We start from the raw sequence: 18,582 nt of genomic DNA, 5'->3' as shown, positions 1-18,582 counted from the left end.
GGACCTATGGCGTCTCGTCGAACTTTGAAAGCCGCATCCGCGATTCGGGAAGTTGTCAGTATGGCAATCCTGACTCGTCTGCGCGATCCCCGCGTTAAAGACGTAACTGTGACGAAAGTGGAAGTGGCTGGCGATATGCGTAGTGCCAATGTCCACGTTTCGATCATGGGGGATGAGAAAAAGCAGTCGCAGTGCCTCAACGGCCTGCGACGATCGGCAGGGTTTCTGCAAGCCTGCATCAAGGACCGCATCGATACTCGCTATATTCCCAAGCTCGAATTCGAGATTGACCAAGGAGTTAAGCAATCGCTGGAGGTCAGCCGCATCCTGAAAGAGGTTCTGCCTCCGGAAGAAGACGACGCGGATCCTTCGGAAGAAACCATGGCGGACGATTTCGATTCTGAAGAGAACGACGATTCGGACGACGAGGACGAGGACTCCTAGCGTTTTTCTTTCCGTTTGCCTTTTCATCAGCTAAGAACCAACATCAGAGAATCCAACAAAGAACATGGCCGCCGCAAACCGAGCAAATGTTTTCAGCGCTTCCCAGAAGGTAATCAAAAAGCACTACACGTCCGCCGGTGCTGATAAGCGGAACGTCGTAGAGCAATTGGTCTTTGCGGCTATTCTGGAAAACGCACCTCGGAAGGTAGCGGACGAATGTTTCGAGGTGATGCAGAAGGAATACATCGACTGGAACGAAATCCGCGTGACCAGTGTGGCCGAACTGGCCGAGATGTTCGCGAAGCATCCCGCCCCTGAAGCAGCTGCTACGCGGGTGAAAACCTTGCTTCAAAACATCTTTGAGTCGGTCTATGGATACGACTTGGAAGGGATGAAGAAGGGCAACCAAGGTAAAGCCGTCGCTCAGATCGAGAAGTACGGCGCGACGCCGTTTGTTGTGGGTTACGTCACGCAACACGGCTTGGGTGGCCATGCGATTCCTGTCGACAGTGCGCTGGTTAATCTGATGTTCGTCCTGGGGGCGATCACCGACAAGGAAATGGACAAACTGGCGGTCCCCGGTGTCGAACGGGCAATCCCCAAGACCAAGGGTGTCGAGTACTCCGACATGATCCACGAGTTGGCGGTCGATTTTCAAGGGGCCCCATTCTCGAAGAAGGTGCGTGATTTACTGCTGGAGATCTCGCCTGATGCCAAATCGCGGTTCCCCAAACGCGTGACCGAAGAGCCGGCCGCGACAGAAGCCGACGAGAAGAAGGCATCGACCAAGAAAACGAGCACTAAAAAGACGGCGGCCAAGAAAGACGAGCCTGCCGATGACGAGTCGAAGAAGAAGGGCACGACCAAAAAGACGACTAAGAAGGCTACCACCAAAGCTGCTCCTAAAAAGACAGCTACGGCCAAAAAGTCGTCGTCGACTCGTATTACCAAGAAGAAGCCTAAATAACGTCGCATCGCCCTTGAGTCAGGCTTCAAGTCGGGAAATTGGATTCGTCTTGGACGAGAGTACGCTCGCAGGATAAAATTCACGGCGTACCTTTCGGGGGATGCAAGTTCGCATCCATGCCATTCATTGCCTCGGTTTCAGCGGTGAAATAAGGCAAGCGCACTTGGCAGTCGCGTTCTTTCTTCTGCTTTCCCCGGACCGTTTTCGACTCTTGCCGCCCGATTGGGGGTTTCATGATAATCCGGCCTAGTGTCCGCGTTCTCTTATTGCTGCTCGCGTCTGCGGGCATTGTTCCGAATGCCCAACGGTGTCTCGCCGATAATGGTGTCTCCAGCGAAACGCCAGCCAAGCCGCGTGGAAAAGATCCCGTTCCCTTCGGCGAACTTCCGGAACCTTTCACCGCGGAGAAAGGGCGGAATGAAGCTGCCGAGAATCGGCTGAAGTTGACAACGCTGCTCACCAAAGCTCGGCTTCAAGATCATCGCGGGGATCTGGAAGGTGCGCTGGAAACCTATCAGCGTGCTTACCGTCTGAGCCCCGGTTCTCCTAGCATTCTGCAGGAAATCGTTCGTCTCGGTTTTATGCTTAAGCGAAACGAAATCGCATCGCGTTACGCGATCCTTCTGGCAGAACATCAAACAACGATGTCGGCTGATGCTTTGCTACGGATTGCCAACTATTGTCTCGAAGACGATCAACCGGGGCGTGCTGCCGAATTATATGAGCGTGCCGTCGAGTTGTTACAGAAAGAAGACTCGCACGCCCAGCAATTGGGTACCGAGTTTCGTCTGCTCGGCATCTATCTTGCCGACGACCAGCCGAAGAAGGCGGCCAAGCACGCGGATGAAGTCAGTAAGATGATTGCAGATCCCAAGAAGTTTGGGCTGGAAGAAGTGATCGAGCAGTTCAGTGAAGGCGGGATTCGCGCCACATACGATCAACTGGGCGAAGCCTACCTCGAAGCAGGCGAACCGGACAAAGCAGCAAAGATGTTTGCCAAGTCGGAAGAGACTGAGTCGAAGCCTGCCATGGCGTTGTATCATGCCGCGAAAGTCGCCGCTGCAAAAAAAGAGTGGGCCGTTGCTGCCGACAAGCTGTACGAGTACCTCCAGGGAGACTACCAGGAAGCTGGTCAAGCTCCCTATCAATTGCTGCTGGAAGTCACACAGGAAACCGCGGAAAGTCCGGAAAAGGCCCGCGACGAAGTGATCGCCAAGCTCCGTCCTATTCATAACAAGTCACCAGAGTTTGCTCCCCTGGCATATTTTCTGGCTGGTTTGTACGCCTACAAACAAAACTGGGATGACGTCATCCTGACTGCTGGGCCACTGATCGAAGCCGACACAAAACTCGCCGCTCTGGCGAATCTGTCGCAAGCTTACACGGCACAAGCGGATTGGGCCGCCTTCGTGAAATTGTTAGCCACGTCACTCGATGGCCGATACGAATTAAGTTCTATTTCAGAACCGCTGGATGAGTTGATTAAGGACGATACTAAGTGGACTGCACTTCAAGAGTATTTAGAGTCCGTTCGGCCAGAATCGCTTTCCCTGAACGAACGAATCGCCGTTGGACGTCTGTTCCAAGAAGCGAAAAAGGGAGAGCTTGCGTGGACATGGACCGAGACCGCTTTGCCTGATCTCGATAAACAGGAGAAAGCCCGACTTCTCATGCAATTCGGTTTGAAGGCATTTCGTGACGAGCAGGAGGTGGTCGCCGAGAAAGCACTTCGCACGGCAATCAAACTTGGCATGCCGAAATCGCAGACGTCGTTGTTTTATTTCTATCTGGCGACGGTTCTCGAGATGCAGGATAAAACCGACGATGCTTTGCGAACGGCCAAGCGCGCCGCATTGCTCGACGAAGAGTCGGCTTTGCTGCGTAGTCGAATCCCATGGACGCTCTATCATGCTGGGCGTACGGAACAAGCGGTTCAAGAGTATGAAACATTGCTGAGTAAGTTTTCCAGCGACTACGAGAATCGGCAGACCCGTCAGGTCGTTCGAGAAGCGAAGCGGTTGCTTTCCAGTTTGGCGAGCCAGAACGGTGACTTGGACACCGCCACCGAATGGCTCGAACAGGTCCTCGACGAGTATCCCTACGATACGGGCGCTATGAATGATCTCGGATATTTGTGGGTCGACAACGGACAGAACCTGGGACGTGGTTTCGACATGATTCGCCAAGCTGTGGCGGACGAGCCGGACAACTTTGCCTACCTTGATAGCCTCGGTTGGGCCTACTACCGTTTGGGACGCTACTCGGATGCTATCTACCATCTAGAAAAAGCGGCCGAGATCGCTGGCGAGGATGATGGTACCGTCCTCGATCACCTCGGTGACGCTTACCTAGGAGCCGGGCAAAAGCAGAAGGCGATCGATACTTGGCAGAAAGCGGTCGAATCGTTACAGAAGTCGGAAGAAGCCGAGATGCTTAAGCAGGTTCAACAGAAGTTAAAGCAGCAAACCTAATCGCCAGCATTCGTTTCACCTCGATTGTGGATCGATGCTCTGATTCATCCTTACTTCATTTCACATACACCGCGTTGCCGATTGACGGCACATGTCTGCATAACGAAAGATTGAGTCGATGGCCGGACACTCTCACTGGGCGAACATCAAACGAAAGAAAGAGGCGGTCGATAACAAACGCGGGAAAATCTGGACAAAGCTTTCCAAGGCAATTTCCGTCGCGGCATCAATGGGAGGTGGTGACCCGGATGCAAATCCTCGGCTACGTCTTGCAATCTCCGATGCCAAGAGCGCCCGAATGCCGAACGATACGATCGATCGGGCGATCAAACGAGGGACCGGTGATCTTAAAGGGAACTCGATCGAAGAGATTTTGTATGAAGGTTATGGACCCGCTGGCGTCGCTGTGATGGTCGATGTGCTGACCGATAATCGGAATCGCACGGCTTCCGAACTGCGAAAGATCTTCGATACCAGTGGCGGCAATCTAGGAGCCACTGGCTGCGTGGCCTGGAACTTCGATCGTAAAGGTGTCTTCAGTATTCCGCTTGCGCAAACAAGTGAAGATCGCTTGATGGAAATCGCGCTGGAAGCGGGTGCGGACGATGTTCAGCGCGAGGAAGAATACTTCACAGTCTCCTGCCAGCCGGAAGTTTATTCCGACGTGCAAGAGGCGTTCGAAGCTGCTGGCATCGAGGTTGACAGTTCCAGCGTCACTCAAGTACCGAAAGACTCCGTCGACGTCGAAGGCAATGATGCCCGCAAACTGATGAAGTTGATGGCCGCGCTCGACGATCACGACGACGTCCAAGGTGTCTCAGCCAACTTCAATATTTCCGACGAAGTGATGGAGGAAATTGAAGACTGAGAAGTCCTCGATCGATTCGCCGCCTGCTGTAAAATAAGCAGATCTCTTCACGAGTCGAGTTAGGTTTCTTTCGCTTCGACCCGGACTTGGATTTCTTCACCGACGACACGAACCTCGAAGCAGTCGACCTTGATTTTCGGATTGTCGAGCCAGGCTCCGTCGCACAATTGAAACCCCCACGCATGCCAGGGGCAAACGACGACACCATCTTCTAGGGGGCCTGAGGCAAGCGAAGCGCCCATGTGAGGGCAGAAGTCATCGATCGCTTGATATCCTTCCTTCGTATTGAATACCGCAACGGTTCGACCACCCACGTTGAATGCTTGGCCTTGGCCTTCTGGGATGTCTCCTACTTTGGCTACCGTGTGAAAATCAGACATCGGGTTGTCGCTTCTCCGGGCGAAAATCTTCGCTCTGGGGGCTTGGTAAGGCTAGAATAACAACTGTTTTGCATTTTAGATTTTTCCCACTCTGCATGACAGGGCAGAGCAGGGGAGGAGCTTGTCGATTCGATGATACGCCTGGCTGTTGTGCTAACTGCCCACCTTGCTTTGCTGTGGATCGCGGACACTTCGTCTGGCGCCAATACTCAGCAGTTGCGTTCTGACTTCCTGCGGGGGAGATACGCCGAAGTCGTCGAAAAATTAGGCGACGAATTAAAGTCAGCCGACGCCGTTGTACTCGCTGCGCAGTCGCTCGATGCGCAGGGAAAGCGTGACGAAGCATTGGCCAAGCTCGACGTCTACCTGAAAGATGGATCGCCCAGTGCGAACGTCTTTGCTGAGAAAGCCCGCTTACTGTTTGAAAAGGGAGAGTGGGAACTAGCTACGGAAGCGGTAAAACGTGCGTTGGCACTTAACAAAGATCATACGCTCAGCCGATGGCTGACTGCGGAACTAGCACGGAGTCGTGGCGACTTAGAAGACGCCCTGTCAGGTTACGAGTGGTTCATCGACTACTACAACAATCATGACGAGTTCGAGCGACCGGAAGACCTGTACTACGTCGGTCTGGCAGCAGCTCAGTATGCCCGGTGGACGCGGAATAGCAGTCAGTTTCAATTTCTCGTTAACGATTTATTTCCGGACGTCCTTTCAAAGGACAAAGAGTTTTGGCCGGCCGAGCTCGCCATCTCGCAGCTCTTTGCTGAAAAATACAACATGGCCGAAGCTGCCAAGCATTTGAACCGTGCGATGGCGATCAACGCTGCCAGTGCCGATGTTCTCGCATTGAAGGCCACAATCGAACTCGATGGTTACCAGGTTGATTCTGCCCTGCGAACAGCAGAACAAGCGCTCAGTATTAATCCACAGCACGTCCTGGCGAAACGTTTGCAAGGACAAGCGAAGCTGGCCGACTTTCGTCCGGAACAAGCGATTGTCATTTTCCAAGAAGCAGTCGAACTGAATCCTGCTAATCAAACAACGCTCGGCTTTCTTGCTGCCGCCCTATTAGCTGCCGATGGAGAAGCAACTACGGATAGTGAATCTGGCGAAGCGACCCGTCTGGGCGAGTTGGTTGCCAAGGTCGAGCAACAGTATAAGAACACAGGTGAGTTCTATGCTGCCTTAGGTGAAGGAAGCGATATCGTTCGTAAGTATCCCGACGCCGTGACGTATCTGCAATTAGCTCGCGAGAAGATGCCCCAGTTGATCAACGTGCATGGTGACCTGGGCATGGTGCTCATGCGGTTGGGTGACGAACAGAGGGCGAAGAAAGTTTTGGGCGATGCGTTCGAGGCCGATCCATTCAATGTCCGTGTGAAGAACTCGCTGCAAGTTCTTGATGTCCTCGCACAGTATGAAACAATCGAAACCGATCACTTTCAGGTTCGCTTCGATCCGTCGAAAGACCGACTGTTGGCTGTCTACTTGTCTCGTTTTCTGGAAGACGAGGTCTTTCCCAAAGTGTGCCAAGGCCTTGATTACACGCCGCAAGATAAGACTTTGATCGAGATCTTTAACGATGCCAAGAATACCAAAGGGCACGGCTGGTTTAGTGCTCGCATGGTCGGATTACCTTACATTGGAACCGTCGGGGCATGTGCCGGAAAGATGATCGCAATGGCTTCGCCGGAAGCGATCCCGGAACCGTATAACTGGGCCCACGTGATTCGCCATGAATTCGTCCATGTGGTGAATCTGCAGCAAACGAACTTCAACATTCCGCATTGGTTTACAGAGGCCCTGGCAGTCAGCTACGAAAGCGAACAGCGTCCACCTGATTGGAACCAGGTGCTTGCGCGACGGCTGGCTGAAAAGAATGTCTTCAATCTCGACAACATCAACTACGGCTTTATTCGGCCCAAGGATCAAGATGATTGGACGATGGCCTACTGCCAGGCGTTCTACTACTCACAATTTATCGTACAAGAATTTGGTGACGATGCTCTGCAGCGAATGCTGTCCGCCTATCGCGACTACCACACCACCGATGAAATACTGCAAGATATTTTTAAAGTCGACAAAGAAGACTTCGAGAAGCGTTACCTCGAGTACCTCCATCAGCAAATTGAAGGAGTGAAGCTCGCTTCCACCGATCAACGTTCCTTCTCGGAACTATTCCAAGCCGCAAAGGACAATCCGGAGGATGGCGACGTTCAAGCGGAGCTGGCTTACGTTTACTTTCAACGCAAAGCATTGCCTGACGCGCGCAAGTTCGCCTTGAAAGCGGTCGAAGCGGATGAGAACCAACCGCTGGCCAAATACGTTCTCGGTCGGCTCTATTTAACGATCGGTGATACCGACAAAGGGCTTGCCGAGATCGAAGAGGCCGCCAACGGCGATCGCTTTGAACGAAACTCGGTTGCCTTGCTGGCCGGCTTACGGGTTAAGCAGGGAAAAATTGAAGATGCCCTGAAGTATTACGAACGGGGTGCAGCCCAGGAGCCGACAACCACCGACTGGCAGGAATCGATTCTCCGCGTTTATCTGTTGAAGAAAGACAACGAGGCGTTAGCAAAATTGATTCCGAAGCTTTCTGCCCTTAAGCATCACGATCCGCTGCTACGAAAGAAGATGGCCGAAATCCTGATCGCGCGAGAGAACTGGGACGAGGCGATTCGCTGGGCGTACGAAGCGATTGGAATCCGAGTTTCCGACGCAGATGCGCACGCGTTGCTTGCTGAGGCTTATCGCGGTAAAGAGGTTTGGGATTTGGCCGCCCGTGAATTTGAGGTTGCTGGTCAGCTACGTCCAAAAACGGTATCGTGGTCGATCGAAGCAGCCGAGCTTTATGCCAAGGCGAATGACCTGGAAAAAGCCAAATCGGTTGCCAAGCGTGTGTTGGAAATCGATCCCGACAACGCTCAAGCTCTAGCCGTACTCAAGAAAGAATCGGACGCTCCATGACGGACAATTCTTCCAGCGATTCGCCTGAGACTCCCTTGGAAGGGGATGTCGGAATTCGCCAACTTCAACAGCTCATCCGTGAGATGTACTACGAGAAGGATGAAGCTCGGGGCATCGAGGGAACCTTCATGTGGCTGATGGAGGAGGTGGGGGAACTTTCTTCCGCCCTGCGAGGGGGAACCCACGAAGAACGGAAAGGCGAGTTCGCCGACGTGATTGCTTGGTTGGCCACCATTGCCAACGTCGCTGGAATCGACTTGGCGGAAGCTTTGAATGAGAAATACGGCAGCGGCTGCCCAGGCTGCGGAAAGTTCGTTTGTACCTGCGATGATGCGGAAAAACCGTAACTTCAGGCGTAAACTTCTCAGGAAATTCGGCAAGCCGATCGATTCGGCCGCTCGCTCACAAACGCCCAGGCGACTATCCTAGTAGGTTTACTTTGCCTTCGCCGCAGTGCTTCAGGGCGAGGTCACGGGAATCTTTTGCCGCCTAAACGGATTTGGCGGCCGAACAAGCCAATTGTTTGCCCGTAATAAATGTACCGCGAAGAAAACGGCCCCAGGCTTGTTTGGGAATCAAGATGCGGAGCTTATTCAACCAACGTACTTCTCGCTTGCTCGCATGGTTCCTGCTGGCGCTGTTTTGCGTTGCGCCTTTTTCAACTGCCGTTGCTGCGGAAGAAACCGCTCCTGAAGAATCTGCTGCAGATGCCGGTTTCTGGGTTGCTAATGAACACAATCTCCAGTCAATCTCCGTTGACCTGGGTATCGCAGGCCGTTTCAAGCTTGGAAGCTGGACGGAAGTCCGTATTTCGATGCCGACGAATTCCTTCGAGTCACCTCCCAGCGTGGCTGTGATCGCGCTCGATAGCGATGGCGTTCCCGTTGAAGTAAAAGCTGGCGTGCCTGAAACCATTTCGGGCGAGTCATTGTATCGCGTACCGGTGAAGATCGGCCGTCGCAGCTCCAATTTGCAGATTCAAATCGTCACTGGCCAATCAGGACAAACCAAGACAACAATCCGTGAGATCCCGGTAGGCAAGCTCGCCGAGCCAGTTCAAGCAACACAGCGATGGTTTCTTCAAATCGGTTCCGACATGGGACTGGCCAACGCACTTCAGCGGTACGGTTCGCGGTTAGGTGAATCGACCGTCTTGGTTCCACTTACCGATCCCCGTCAGATGCCCAAAGCCTGGTATATGATGGAAGGGGTCGATCTGATCGTGTGGAATGCCAACGATCCTTCCGAAGTCACTCGCTTCGCACCTGCACAGTTAGACGCCATCGAGCAGTGGCTTAAGCTGGGCGGTCAATTCGTGATGTCGGTTGGGGCGGCTGGTTCCGATCTAATTGCGGAAGGTAAGCCGTTGGCTCGTTTCGCCCCTGGAACATTCGATCGCGTCGCCGAGGTCCGTGACACCACCGAACTCGAAGCGTTAGTTGGCCGCGAAGCTCGCATCGACCGCGCCGTCGGAGGGGCGATCACCGTATCGGTGTTGAAGGAAACGAGCGGTATCCAAAGGGTGGTCGAAGGGTCACGACAGGCCAGTTTCCCGTTGTGGGTTCGCAGCGCGGCGGGTTTCGGAACGATTGATTTCTTCGGATTCGATTTCACAGCCGAACCCATCGCTTCCTGGGATGGACGCGAGCCGCTGCTGAAGATCTTGCTCGAAGACATCAGCGTTCGTCAGGATGATTCGCAATCCTCCAATCAATCGGGCAGCAGCGTAGCTCACTTCGGCTACACCGACATCGCAGGCCAGTTACGAATGGCGCTCGATCAATTCCCAGGCGTGCGAAACGTCTCGTTCTTCATGATCGGAGCGATCTTGGTTGCCTACTTGGCGTTGATTGGTCCAGGCGACTACTTCTTCCTGCGTCGTTTCAATATTCGGATGGAATGGACCTGGGTGACGTTCCCAACGGTGATTCTTTTGGCCAGCGTTGGTATCTGGTACTTGGCGACATGGAGCAAAGGAACCGTGTTGAAGATGAACCATGTGGAAGTGCTCGACGTCGACATGGCTTCGCGTACGGTTCGTTCGACGACTTGGTTTCATCTCTTCAGCCCTGACACAAAACGATACGACGTAAAGATCGAGCCGAAGGCGATTCCCGTGGCCAATTGGAACCAGCTCGAAAGCTGGCAGGGACTCGCCGGTTCAGGGCTCGGAGGTATGAGTGCTCGCCAGTCGATCTCTACCGTGCCCACGCCGTATGCGATCGACTTCACCGATGGTGATGTTACCGACGGAACGCTCGAACAACTCCCGATTCAAATCTGGTCGTCCAAAACCTTAATGGGACGTGGTTGGGGCGAGATGTCCAAAGTCGATAATCAGCCGCTCAACGAACGCGAGAGCGAACTGATCGATGGTGAATTGCACAATCCAACGGACATGAATCTGACCGACTGTTTCGTCTTTCATGGACGCTGGGCCTACTTCGTGCCGAACTTACCGGCGAATGGAACGGTTCAGCTTCTTCCTGGGCATTCCGTTCAGAATACCGAGAAAGTTCTCAAGCGACGACGCGTTCAGGAATTGTCCGACGGCGACTCGTTGTGGGATCGGCAGAGCACGGATGTCGACCGAATCATGGAGGTCGCCATGTTTTACAGTGCCGCAGGTGGGCCAAACTTCACAGGCCTCTCGAATCAGTTTCAGAGCTACGTCGATCTTTCCTCGCACACGCAGGGAGATCGAGCAGTGCTGATCGGGAAGGTTGAACGTCCCGCCTCGCAAGTTCAGATCGACGGTGAACCCGTCGCCGAAGGGGATTCGCAAACGTGGTCGTACGTGCGAATCGTTTATCCCGTTCAACGACGTAGCGATAGTGAGATAGCACAACGATGATCAAGACCATCGATCTGACCAAGAAGTACGGCGACTTCTACGCCATCAAGGGCATCGAACTCGATCTCGACCAAGGAGATGTATTTGGGTTCATTGGTCCCAACGGTGCCGGTAAGACGACCACCATGCGGATCATCGCCACGCTTCTCAATCCAACTTGGGGCGAAGCTTACGTCTGCGGGAATTCGATCTATACCAAGCCGAAGGAGATTCGTCGCTTGGTCGGTTACATGCCAGACTTCTTCGGCGTGTACGACGACATGAAGGTGATCGAATACCTCGAGTTTTTCGCGGCTGCCTATCGCATTAACGGTGCCGCGCGAACCAAAGTATGTAACGAAATGCTCGAGTTGGTCGACCTCGAATTCAAACGTAACGCGTTCGCCAACACGCTTTCACGTGGTCAGACGCAGCGTTTGGGATTGGCCCGCGTGCTGCTTCACAATCCCCAAGTTTTGCTTTTGGACGAGCCCGCGAGTGGTTTAGATCCGCGTGCTCGTATTCAAATGCGAAACTTGCTCAAGCGACTCCGCGATATGGGGAAAACGATTATCGTTTCCAGTCACATTCTGCCGGAATTGGCGGATGTTTGTAACAAGATCGGAATCATCGATCGTGGTGTGCTGGAAGTGAACGCCTCGGTTTCCGAAGTCATCAAGCAGGTCAAGCAGAAGACCACTCTCTTGATTGCCGTTGCTGGCGACAATGAGGCGGCCGGCAAGACGCTCGAGCAATCTGAGATTGTCGAAACGATTGAATCTCGGGTCGACCATCTCCTGGTAACCTTGAAGAAAGATGTCGAAGATTACAGCGACCTGCCGACGCAGTTGATTCAAGCAGGTCACAAGATCACGATGTTCCGTGAAGAGGAAATCAATCTCGAGTCCGCCTTCATGGCGCTGACGAAGGGGATGGGCCAGCAGATCTCAGCGGAACCGACGGCTGGCTAATTCTTGTTGCGTCTAATTTGGCGATTAATATCGGGCCAAGTCGCGTTGGTCGCCGTTGGGGCGGATTTTCTTAAGCGACTCTTGAGCGTAAACCGTCATCATTCTTAGGTCGCTGCCAACGGCGAGAAACTGCATTCCCTCTTCGGCCCGCTTCAGGGCTTCTTCCGCTTCCATTGTGTGCATGCCGGTTGGGCAACTTACCTTTTTACCCGCTTCAATTACGCGCTGAATCATGGCCTCGTGCTGGTCAGGCGTAGGATCCGTGCCGTCGCCGGATCGCATCTGAGCTCGCAAGTCGTTGGGGCCGACGAAAATCGCATCGCAACCTGGCAAGGCATAAATCTGTTCGGCGTTGGCGACCCCGGTGGGGCTTTCCGTTTGCAGGACAACCAAGATCTCGTAATTCGCTTGTTTGTAGTAATCGCCGGCGGTTGCACCGAAGTTCATCGCGTGCATACCGCCACCAACGCTTCGGTTTCCAACAGGCGGATATTTGGCGGCGGCGATAGCGGCCTTTCCTTGTTCGACCGTATCGACCATCGGCACAATGATTCCCCACGCCCCAGCATCGAGCGTTCTCTTAATGGTCGTGTGATCGCCATCTGGAATACGGGCCAGCGGAACAGATCCAGCGTCGGCGACCGCTCCGAAGATCATGGTTGCCTGGGCCCAGTCGATCGCCGAGTGTTCGATATCGAGTGCCAGCCAGTCCCAACTCATGCGGGCCAACACGCGGGTCGCATAAAGGTCGCCCAAACTAAGCCAGGTTCCGAATGTGGGTTCGCCGGCACGCAATTTTGCTTTGACAGGGTTGTGACGCATGTATCGATTCTTTCGCGAGAAGGCCGAATTGGGGCAGGGCAGGGGAAACAGACTATTTTCGATGACTGGCTGGCGGAAGCAAGTAAGTCGCCGATCGCGCACACAGATAGCTAAAAAAGTAGCGAAACAGTCCGAATTCTGGAGGTCAGAACCTATAATGGGAAGTGCCCGTACCCCCGAAATCTCTTCTCACCCTCCCGAAAAGTAGTGTGATGAACCGATCTATTTCCACGACCGCTTGGTTATTCGCTGCCACGTTCCTCGTTCTGGGAGTCGCTCGTACGGCGGATGCTCGTGATCCCTTCGAAGCCGCGCGGAATCAGTTGGTCGAAACGGCCATCGTGGCCAATGGGGTGAAAGATCCACGCGTCATCAAGTCGATGCGCGATACCTTGCGGCATGAGTTCGTTTCGTCGTCGCAACGAGCTCAGGCTTATTACGACATGGCGTTGCCCATCGGCGAAGATCAAACGATTTCTTCTCCGTTCATCGTGGCCTACATGACCGAGTCACTCGAAACGAAGCCGACCGATAAGGTGTTAGAAATTGGCACCGGCAGCGGCTACCAAGCCGCGATCCTGAGCCCTTTGGTGAAGGATGTCTATAGCATCGAAATCAAGGAAGTGCTGGGACGAAAAGCAGCTCGCACCCTTCAGCGTCTCGGCTACGACAACGTGCATACGAAAGTGGGCGATGGTTTCTTAGGTTGGCCGCAGTACGCACCGTTCGACAAAATCATCGTGACCTGTTCTCCTGAGAATGTCCCGCAACCGCTGATCGACCAGCTGCGAGAAGGAGGACGCATGGTCATTCCAGTGGGGGAACGTTATCAACAAACGTTAGTGCTGTTTACGAAGAAGAACGGTAAGCTTGAGGCCGATCCACTTCGCCCGACTTTGTTCGTCCCGATGACGGGCGAAGCGGAAGATCGTCGTCAAGTGAAGCCTGATCCAGCGAACCCACACCTTGAAAACGGCGACTTCGAACAACCGTTAGCTGAAAACGGCACGGTGCAGGGGTGGTACTACCAGCGGCAATTGGAACTGGTGGAAGACTCCGCTTCTCCTAGTGGCACGCATTGCTTGAAGCTCTCGAACAGCGATCCTGGACGTGTCGCGTTGGCTTTACAGGGATTGGCACTCGACGGCCGTCAGGTTCATCGGCTGAACATCAAAGGATGGGTGAAGACTGATGGGATCGGGTTGGGGACCGATCGGACATTGGCACCGATGCTGATGCTTAGTTTCTACGACGAACAGCGGAGGGAATTAGGCCGCGCTGCGGTGGGGCCTTTCCTGGGAACGCAAGACTGGCACCAAGTCGAAAAGACGATCACCATCCCCCCAGCGACGCGGGAAGCACTGTTCCGGATTAATACGGCTGGGGCCGTTGGCACTATGTATGTGGATAATGTCAGCATCGAAGCGGTCCGCTAGATGTCCATAACGCCAGCGACGTCGATCTGCGTGAGAAATGTGATCTCTGTAAGTTGCTGCTGCGCCGCTATTTACGGGAATACAATTCCCCATCTCTAAATTCTATGTATTCAGTAAAATTTGCCCATTCTCCTTGAATTGAAGGCTACACTTGCTAAGTTCATGGAAGGCAGCGTTGGTGCTAGCCTCGCAATGATTGCAGATCACGTGTTTTGGAAAACGATAGTTGGAGTGAATCCGGGTATGAAAAGCATTGGCCGAAAATTCGCGTTGGCCGGAGCGTTGGCATGTGCGGTAATGTTTACCACCGCAGGCCAAGCACAGGCAGGCTGGGGATCTTGGGGATCAAGCGGCGGGTCCAGTGGTGGATCGAGCGGCGGTAGCAGCGGCGGTTCGAGTGGTTCCTACTGGAGCGGCAGCAGCGGTGCGAGCAGTGGCTCGTACGGTTCCAGCGGCAGCTGGCGCGGCGGACTGTTCCAACGTTGGTGGGATCATCATCGTGCTCCGAAAGTATACGGAAGCTCGGGCAGCAGCAGCGGTAGCTGGGGTTCCAGTGGCGGCAGCAGCGGTGGCGGGTTGTTCAGTCATCATGTGAAGAAGCGTTCGTGGGGTTCGAGCGGTGGAAGCAGTGGCAGCTGGGGTTCCAGCGGTGCTTCAAGCGGCGGTAGCAGTGGTGGATCGAGCGGCGGCAGCAGCGGCGGTTCGAGTGGTATCTACCAGTACTACACCCCAACCGAATCGGCTCCTTCGATGGAAGCTCCGATGACTCCACCAGAAACGCCAATGACGCCAGCCGAAGCTGCAAGCTATCGTGCCAATGACGCCGTCATTAACGTCAATGTTCCTGCAGACGCTAAGATCTATGTCAATGACAAAGTCACCCGCAGCACCGGCAACGTCCGTCGCTTTGTCTCTCGCGACCTGGAGCCAGGTTACACGTTCGAGTACGAAATTCGTGCTGAAATGCGTGTCAACGGCGAACTGGTCAGCGAAGTCAAAACGGTCAAGTTGAACAGTGGTGAAACCCAGAACGTCGACTTCAACTTCGACCCGACTGCGACGCCAGACGTTCAAGTCGTTGGCAAGCCCGTCGAAACCAAGGTTACGCTGAACGTTCCTGAGAACGCTTCGGTTGTTCTCGCAGGCAACGAAATGCGAACGCTGGGCGAAAAGCGGGTGTTCAGCACCGATACGCTGGCCCCGGGCGAAACCTGGAAGGATTACGACATCGTCGTGACCGTTCTTCGCAACGGTAACCCTGTCACCAAGCGTAAGGTCATCGACCTGACCGGTGGTGACAACCAGGAAATCACCTTCGATTTCAGCACCGATTCGGTCGCTTCGCTCTAAGGCGAATCGTCCCGATAAAGTTTGACTAAACCAGAAAACCCTCGTGATGGCTAATCCCTTCGCGAGGGTTTTTTTCGTGCCCACTTGGCAAGTTCAGGCGTACTTCTTTTTCAGACAGACGCAGCCGCGTTTTGGTCGATAGGAAAAGTACCATGAACAATCGCCCTAACGCCAATCCGACACCACCGCAAAGCCCGGTCCCGCATCCGAATTGGAGCCCTGGTTTTCGTGGCTTTGTCAGCGTGCTCTTGCTGGTACACCTGACGGCTCTCTTCGTCGGACCATGCGCTTCGCCACCTCCATCGAGTATGTGGGCACGCGAGGCGGAAGCAGTTTTCGAGCCCTACTTGCACGTGGCGTTCCTGAAGGATCACGGCTACCGATTCTTTGCTCCCAACCCTGGTCCAAGTCACTTGGTGCGGTACGAGTTGTTAGACGAAGCAGATCAGAAGATCGGAGAGGGGACCTTTCCGAACCTCGACGAGCACTGGCCGCGACTCTTATACCATCGCCACTTTATGATCAGCGAATCACTATTCAACATGGCGAATATTTCAGACGAGCCACCGCCGCCCGATGCGCACCCCGCGGTGCGTGCCGACTACGAGTCTGCCCGCGACCTGCGAAATGCTTACCTCGATTCCATTTCACGGCACCTGGCTCGGCAGTATCCCGAAGCGGCCAAGATTCGTATCGTGATGGTACAGCATTCCATTCCATTGCCCTTGGATGTCGCGAACGGTCGACCGTTGAGCGATCCCGAACTTTACGAGGAAGCGCCGCTCGGCGTCTATACGATTCAGCCGGAGGATCGCGAATGATTACCGCTTATTTTCGCGAACTGTACCAAGGGGTTGTCGATGGCTGGAACCGTTTTTGGTTCACGCCGACCGATCCTGCCACGCTAGGTTTGATTCGGATCTTTGCCGGCAGCATGTTGTTTTATACTCACCTGGTATGGTCGATCGACCTGAACGGGTTCATGGGCGCTAGGGGGCGGTTCTCGCACGATCTTGTCGATCGCATGCACCGAGGGAGCGACTTTGCGTTCAGTTATTTACCAATCTTCGATGGCAACCCGCCCATGTTGTGGTTGGTCCATATCATCGGGTTGGCTGTGTTGCTGATGTTCGCTTTGGGCTTGTGGTCGAAGGTCACCAGTGTGCTGGCTTTTATCATCGCGGTCAGCTATGTGCATCGTGCGCCGGGTGCTTTATTTGGGCTCGATCAGATTAACGTCATGTTGGCGATGTACTTGATGCTGGGCGGGGCAGGGGAGGCATTCAGTCTCGATCGCTGGATCGAAAAACGACGCTACCCAATGCGAGATTTGCCGACGACCAGCACCGCCGCGAATGTTTCGATTCGATTGATTCAACTACACATGTGTGTGATCTATCTCTTCGCCGGTACGGGTAAGTTGCTCGGGGATACCTGGTGGGAAGGAACCGCACTTTGGGGAGCGGTCGCCAACAGTGAGTACCAATCGTTGGACATGACTTGGTTGGCGAGTTATCCGTTGCTGATTGCCTTGATGACTCAGGTTTCGCTCGCTTGGGAACTCAGCTACAGCGTTCTGGTGTGGCCGCGGCTGACTCGTCCAATTGTCTTGGCGTTGGCGATTCCACTTCACTTAGGAATCGCCATGTGCATGGGGATGATCACCTTCGGCTTGATCATGCTCGTTGGCAATTTTGCCTTTGTGAGCCCCTGGGTCATTCGCGAGGTCGAAGGCGAACTGAAAAAGCGGTTTGGAAAAGCCGAACCTTCGGTGACGGCAACCGCGTCTTAAGTCGGAAAGCCGGGGTTTTCCACGGTCATACGGCAGAATTTCCAAAAAGAATTCGAAACCCACTGACATTGCGGTAATGCAATAGAAGGCCAACGGTTACGAAGTCTGACACGCGCCGATAGGGCAGGGTAGGGTGGGGGCTACCGCCCGAATGAACTCCATTACGCGTTGATGTGTCCCGGTTGGAGAATCTATAATGTGGGTTTCGGATGCACGCATGCATCCGTTTAGGTAGTTTGTTTAACCTCATAGGACTTTCACGTGTACGAAAATCTGGCCATTGTTGGAGCCACTGGAGCCGTTGGGCGTCTGATCCGTCAACTCTTGGAAGAACGCAAGTTCCCCTACAAAACGATCAAATTCCTCGCTTCCAAACGCTCGGCCGGCACAGAGATCACATTCAACGGTCAAACGCACATCGTGGAAGAACTGACGCCTGAGTCCTTCGAGGGAATCGATATCGCCATCGGTAGCACCCCAGATGACGCGGCCGCGGAGTTCGCTCCTTGGGCGGTCGAACGTGGCTGTATCGTTGTCGACGAAAGCGGCTACTGGCGAATGAAGGAAGACGTGCCTCTGGTTGTTCCCGAAGTGAACCCGGAAGCGATTCAAAACCACAAGGGGATCATCAGCAGCCCCAACTGCTCGACCACGCAGATGGTCGTTGCGATGAAGCCGCTGCACGACGCCGCCAAGATCAAACGCGTTGTCGTCTCGACCTACCAGGCAACCAGCGGTGCTGGTGTCGCCGGCGAGAAAGATTTGGTTGAAGGTGCCAAGTCGGTGCTGAACGATACGCCATACGAATACCAGGCATTCACGCATCAGATCGCTTTCAATTTGATTCCGCAGATCGGTAGCGAGAAGTACGAAGGTTACACCTCGGAAGAAATGAAGATGGTGTACGAAACGCAAAAGATCTTCGGCGACAACTCGATCCAGGTCTGCCCGACTTGCGTTCGCGTTCCGGTTACCAATTGTCACAGCGAAACGATTCTGGTCGAAACCGAACGTCCGATCTCGGTTGCAGAGGCTCGCGAGCTATTCGAGAAGACCGAAGGAATCACGGTTGTCGACAACCTTGGGGCAGGGGAGTACCCGATGCCATTGACTTGCTCGAACAAGAACGAAGTGTTTATCGGTCGTATCCGCAAGGATATCTCGAATCCGAATGGGCTGACGTTCTGGTGCGTGAGCGACAACCTGCGTAAGGGTGCCGCCACCAACGCCGTGCAGATCGCCGAACTGTTGGTTCGCAGCCAAGCTGCCGTCTAAAGA

15 protein-coding genes are annotated in these 18,582 nt (G+C 54.1%); 13 read left to right on the top strand and 2 right to left on the bottom strand.

All coding sequences use genetic code 11. The features are described 5' to 3' along the window. The first annotated feature begins 6 nt into the window (after positions 1-6). The 4 genes from rbfA (at position 7) to C5Y83_RS14715 (ending at position 4,750) form a co-directional block, all read left to right on the top strand. Positions 7-444, top strand: a complete 438-nt coding sequence (rbfA, locus tag C5Y83_RS14730) for a 30S ribosome-binding factor RbfA (RefSeq protein ID WP_105330484.1) — start codon at positions 7-9, stop codon at positions 442-444. Between the two features lie 64 nt (positions 445-508). Next, positions 509-1,411, top strand: a complete 903-nt coding sequence (locus tag C5Y83_RS14725) for a hypothetical protein (protein ID WP_105330483.1) — start codon at positions 509-511, stop codon at positions 1,409-1,411. Positions 1,412-1,644: 233 nt separating this feature from the next. After that, on the top strand, positions 1,645-3,882 hold the full coding sequence (locus tag C5Y83_RS14720) for a tetratricopeptide repeat protein (RefSeq protein WP_105330482.1): 2,238 nt from the start codon (positions 1,645-1,647) through the stop codon (positions 3,880-3,882). A 118-nt stretch (positions 3,883-4,000) separates the two neighbouring features. Further along, positions 4,001-4,750 carry a YebC/PmpR family DNA-binding transcriptional regulator gene (locus C5Y83_RS14715; protein WP_105330481.1) on the top strand — a complete coding sequence of 250 codons (750 nt, stop codon included), beginning with the start codon at positions 4,001-4,003 and terminating at the stop codon, positions 4,748-4,750. A 59-nt stretch (positions 4,751-4,809) separates the two neighbouring features. Here C5Y83_RS14715 and C5Y83_RS14710 read toward each other — a convergent pair whose 3' ends face one another. Further along, entirely contained in the window at positions 4,810-5,130 is a 321-nt protein-coding gene (locus tag C5Y83_RS14710; protein ID WP_105330480.1) for a Rieske (2Fe-2S) protein, read from the bottom strand. Between the two features lie 132 nt (positions 5,131-5,262). Between C5Y83_RS14710 and C5Y83_RS14705 the strand changes: the two genes are divergently transcribed. The 4 genes from C5Y83_RS14705 to C5Y83_RS14690 all read left to right on the top strand — a co-directional run bounded on the left by C5Y83_RS14705 (position 5,263) and on the right by C5Y83_RS14690 (position 11,904). Then, positions 5,263-8,100 (top strand): tetratricopeptide repeat protein, encoded by a 2,838-nt coding sequence (locus C5Y83_RS14705; RefSeq protein WP_105330479.1) that lies wholly within the window; start codon positions 5,263-5,265, stop codon positions 8,098-8,100. Continuing rightward, the gene (locus tag C5Y83_RS14700) at positions 8,097-8,447 is read left to right on the top strand and encodes a MazG nucleotide pyrophosphohydrolase domain-containing protein (protein ID WP_105330478.1); all 351 of its coding nucleotides are present in this window, start codon (positions 8,097-8,099) and stop codon (positions 8,445-8,447) included. The genes C5Y83_RS14705 and C5Y83_RS14700 overlap by 4 nt, the downstream gene beginning before the upstream one ends. A 233-nt stretch (positions 8,448-8,680) precedes the next feature. Beyond that, positions 8,681-10,954: a hypothetical protein gene (locus C5Y83_RS14695; RefSeq protein WP_105330477.1), complete on the top strand. Its 2,274-nt coding sequence runs from the start codon at positions 8,681-8,683 to the stop codon at positions 10,952-10,954. Next, the gene (locus C5Y83_RS14690) at positions 10,951-11,904 is read left to right on the top strand and encodes an ABC transporter ATP-binding protein (protein ID WP_105330476.1); all 954 of its coding nucleotides are present in this window, start codon (positions 10,951-10,953) and stop codon (positions 11,902-11,904) included. The genes C5Y83_RS14695 and C5Y83_RS14690 overlap by 4 nt, the downstream gene beginning before the upstream one ends. Positions 11,905-11,928: 24 nt before the next feature. Here the strand turns inward: C5Y83_RS14690 and C5Y83_RS14685 are convergent, their stop codons facing one another. After that, the gene (locus C5Y83_RS14685; protein ID WP_105330475.1) at positions 11,929-12,726 is read right to left on the bottom strand and encodes an HpcH/HpaI aldolase family protein; all 798 of its coding nucleotides are present in this window, start codon (positions 12,724-12,726) and stop codon (positions 11,929-11,931) included. Between the two features lie 212 nt (positions 12,727-12,938). On the opposite strand from C5Y83_RS14685, the gene C5Y83_RS14680 reads away from it, so the two are divergent. From C5Y83_RS14680 to C5Y83_RS14660, 5 genes are all read left to right on the top strand, one after another. Further along, positions 12,939-14,162, top strand: coding sequence for a protein-L-isoaspartate(D-aspartate) O-methyltransferase (locus tag C5Y83_RS14680; protein WP_105330474.1), 1,224 nt, complete (start codon positions 12,939-12,941; stop codon positions 14,160-14,162). Between the two features lie 243 nt (positions 14,163-14,405). Next, positions 14,406-15,512 (top strand): TIGR03000 domain-containing protein, encoded by a 1,107-nt coding sequence (locus tag C5Y83_RS14675; RefSeq protein WP_146117782.1) that lies wholly within the window; start codon positions 14,406-14,408, stop codon positions 15,510-15,512. A gap of 152 nt (positions 15,513-15,664) precedes the next feature. Then, complete coding sequence (locus C5Y83_RS14670; protein ID WP_105330472.1) at positions 15,665-16,333, top strand: hypothetical protein; 669 nt, start codon at positions 15,665-15,667, stop codon at positions 16,331-16,333. After that, positions 16,330-17,304: an HTTM domain-containing protein gene (locus tag C5Y83_RS14665; protein WP_105330471.1), complete on the top strand. Its 975-nt coding sequence runs from the start codon at positions 16,330-16,332 to the stop codon at positions 17,302-17,304. Before C5Y83_RS14670 ends, C5Y83_RS14665 begins: the two co-directional genes overlap by 4 nt. 261 nt (positions 17,305-17,565) lie before the next feature. Continuing rightward, complete coding sequence (locus C5Y83_RS14660; protein ID WP_105330470.1) at positions 17,566-18,579, top strand: aspartate-semialdehyde dehydrogenase; 1,014 nt, start codon at positions 17,566-17,568, stop codon at positions 18,577-18,579. Positions 18,580-18,582: the final 3 nt, after the last annotated feature.

Source organism: Blastopirellula marina (genome assembly GCF_002967765.1).
GTDB lineage: Bacteria > Planctomycetota > Planctomycetia > Pirellulales > Pirellulaceae > Bremerella > Bremerella marina_A.
The sequence above is the reverse complement of the archived record's forward strand: the minus strand, read 5'-3'. Positions and strand labels throughout refer to the sequence as shown.

Bases quoted from the DNA above. Each gene is read 5' to 3' on its own strand.
- rbfA (WP_105330484.1), top strand. From the start codon at position 7: ATGGCGTCTCGTCGAACTTTGAAAGCCGCATCCGCGATTCGGGAAGTT.
- C5Y83_RS14725 (WP_105330483.1), top strand. From the start codon at position 509: ATGGCCGCCGCAAACCGAGCAAATGTTTTCAGCGCTTCCCAGAAGGTA.
- C5Y83_RS14720 (WP_105330482.1), top strand. From the start codon at position 1,645: ATGATAATCCGGCCTAGTGTCCGCGTTCTCTTATTGCTGCTCGCGTCT.
- C5Y83_RS14715 (WP_105330481.1), top strand. From the start codon at position 4,001: ATGGCCGGACACTCTCACTGGGCGAACATCAAACGAAAGAAAGAGGCG.
- C5Y83_RS14710 (WP_105330480.1), bottom strand. From the start codon at position 5,130: ATGTCTGATTTTCACACGGTAGCCAAAGTAGGAGACATCCCAGAAGGC.
- C5Y83_RS14705 (WP_105330479.1), top strand. From the start codon at position 5,263: ATGATACGCCTGGCTGTTGTGCTAACTGCCCACCTTGCTTTGCTGTGG.
- C5Y83_RS14700 (WP_105330478.1), top strand. From the start codon at position 8,097: ATGACGGACAATTCTTCCAGCGATTCGCCTGAGACTCCCTTGGAAGGG.
- C5Y83_RS14695 (WP_105330477.1), top strand. From the start codon at position 8,681: ATGCGGAGCTTATTCAACCAACGTACTTCTCGCTTGCTCGCATGGTTC.
- C5Y83_RS14690 (WP_105330476.1), top strand. From the start codon at position 10,951: ATGATCAAGACCATCGATCTGACCAAGAAGTACGGCGACTTCTACGCC.
- C5Y83_RS14685 (WP_105330475.1), bottom strand. From the start codon at position 12,726: ATGCGTCACAACCCTGTCAAAGCAAAATTGCGTGCCGGCGAACCCACA.
- C5Y83_RS14680 (WP_105330474.1), top strand. From the start codon at position 12,939: ATGAACCGATCTATTTCCACGACCGCTTGGTTATTCGCTGCCACGTTC.
- C5Y83_RS14675 (WP_146117782.1), top strand. From the start codon at position 14,406: ATGAAAAGCATTGGCCGAAAATTCGCGTTGGCCGGAGCGTTGGCATGT.
- C5Y83_RS14670 (WP_105330472.1), top strand. From the start codon at position 15,665: ATGAACAATCGCCCTAACGCCAATCCGACACCACCGCAAAGCCCGGTC.
- C5Y83_RS14665 (WP_105330471.1), top strand. From the start codon at position 16,330: ATGATTACCGCTTATTTTCGCGAACTGTACCAAGGGGTTGTCGATGGC.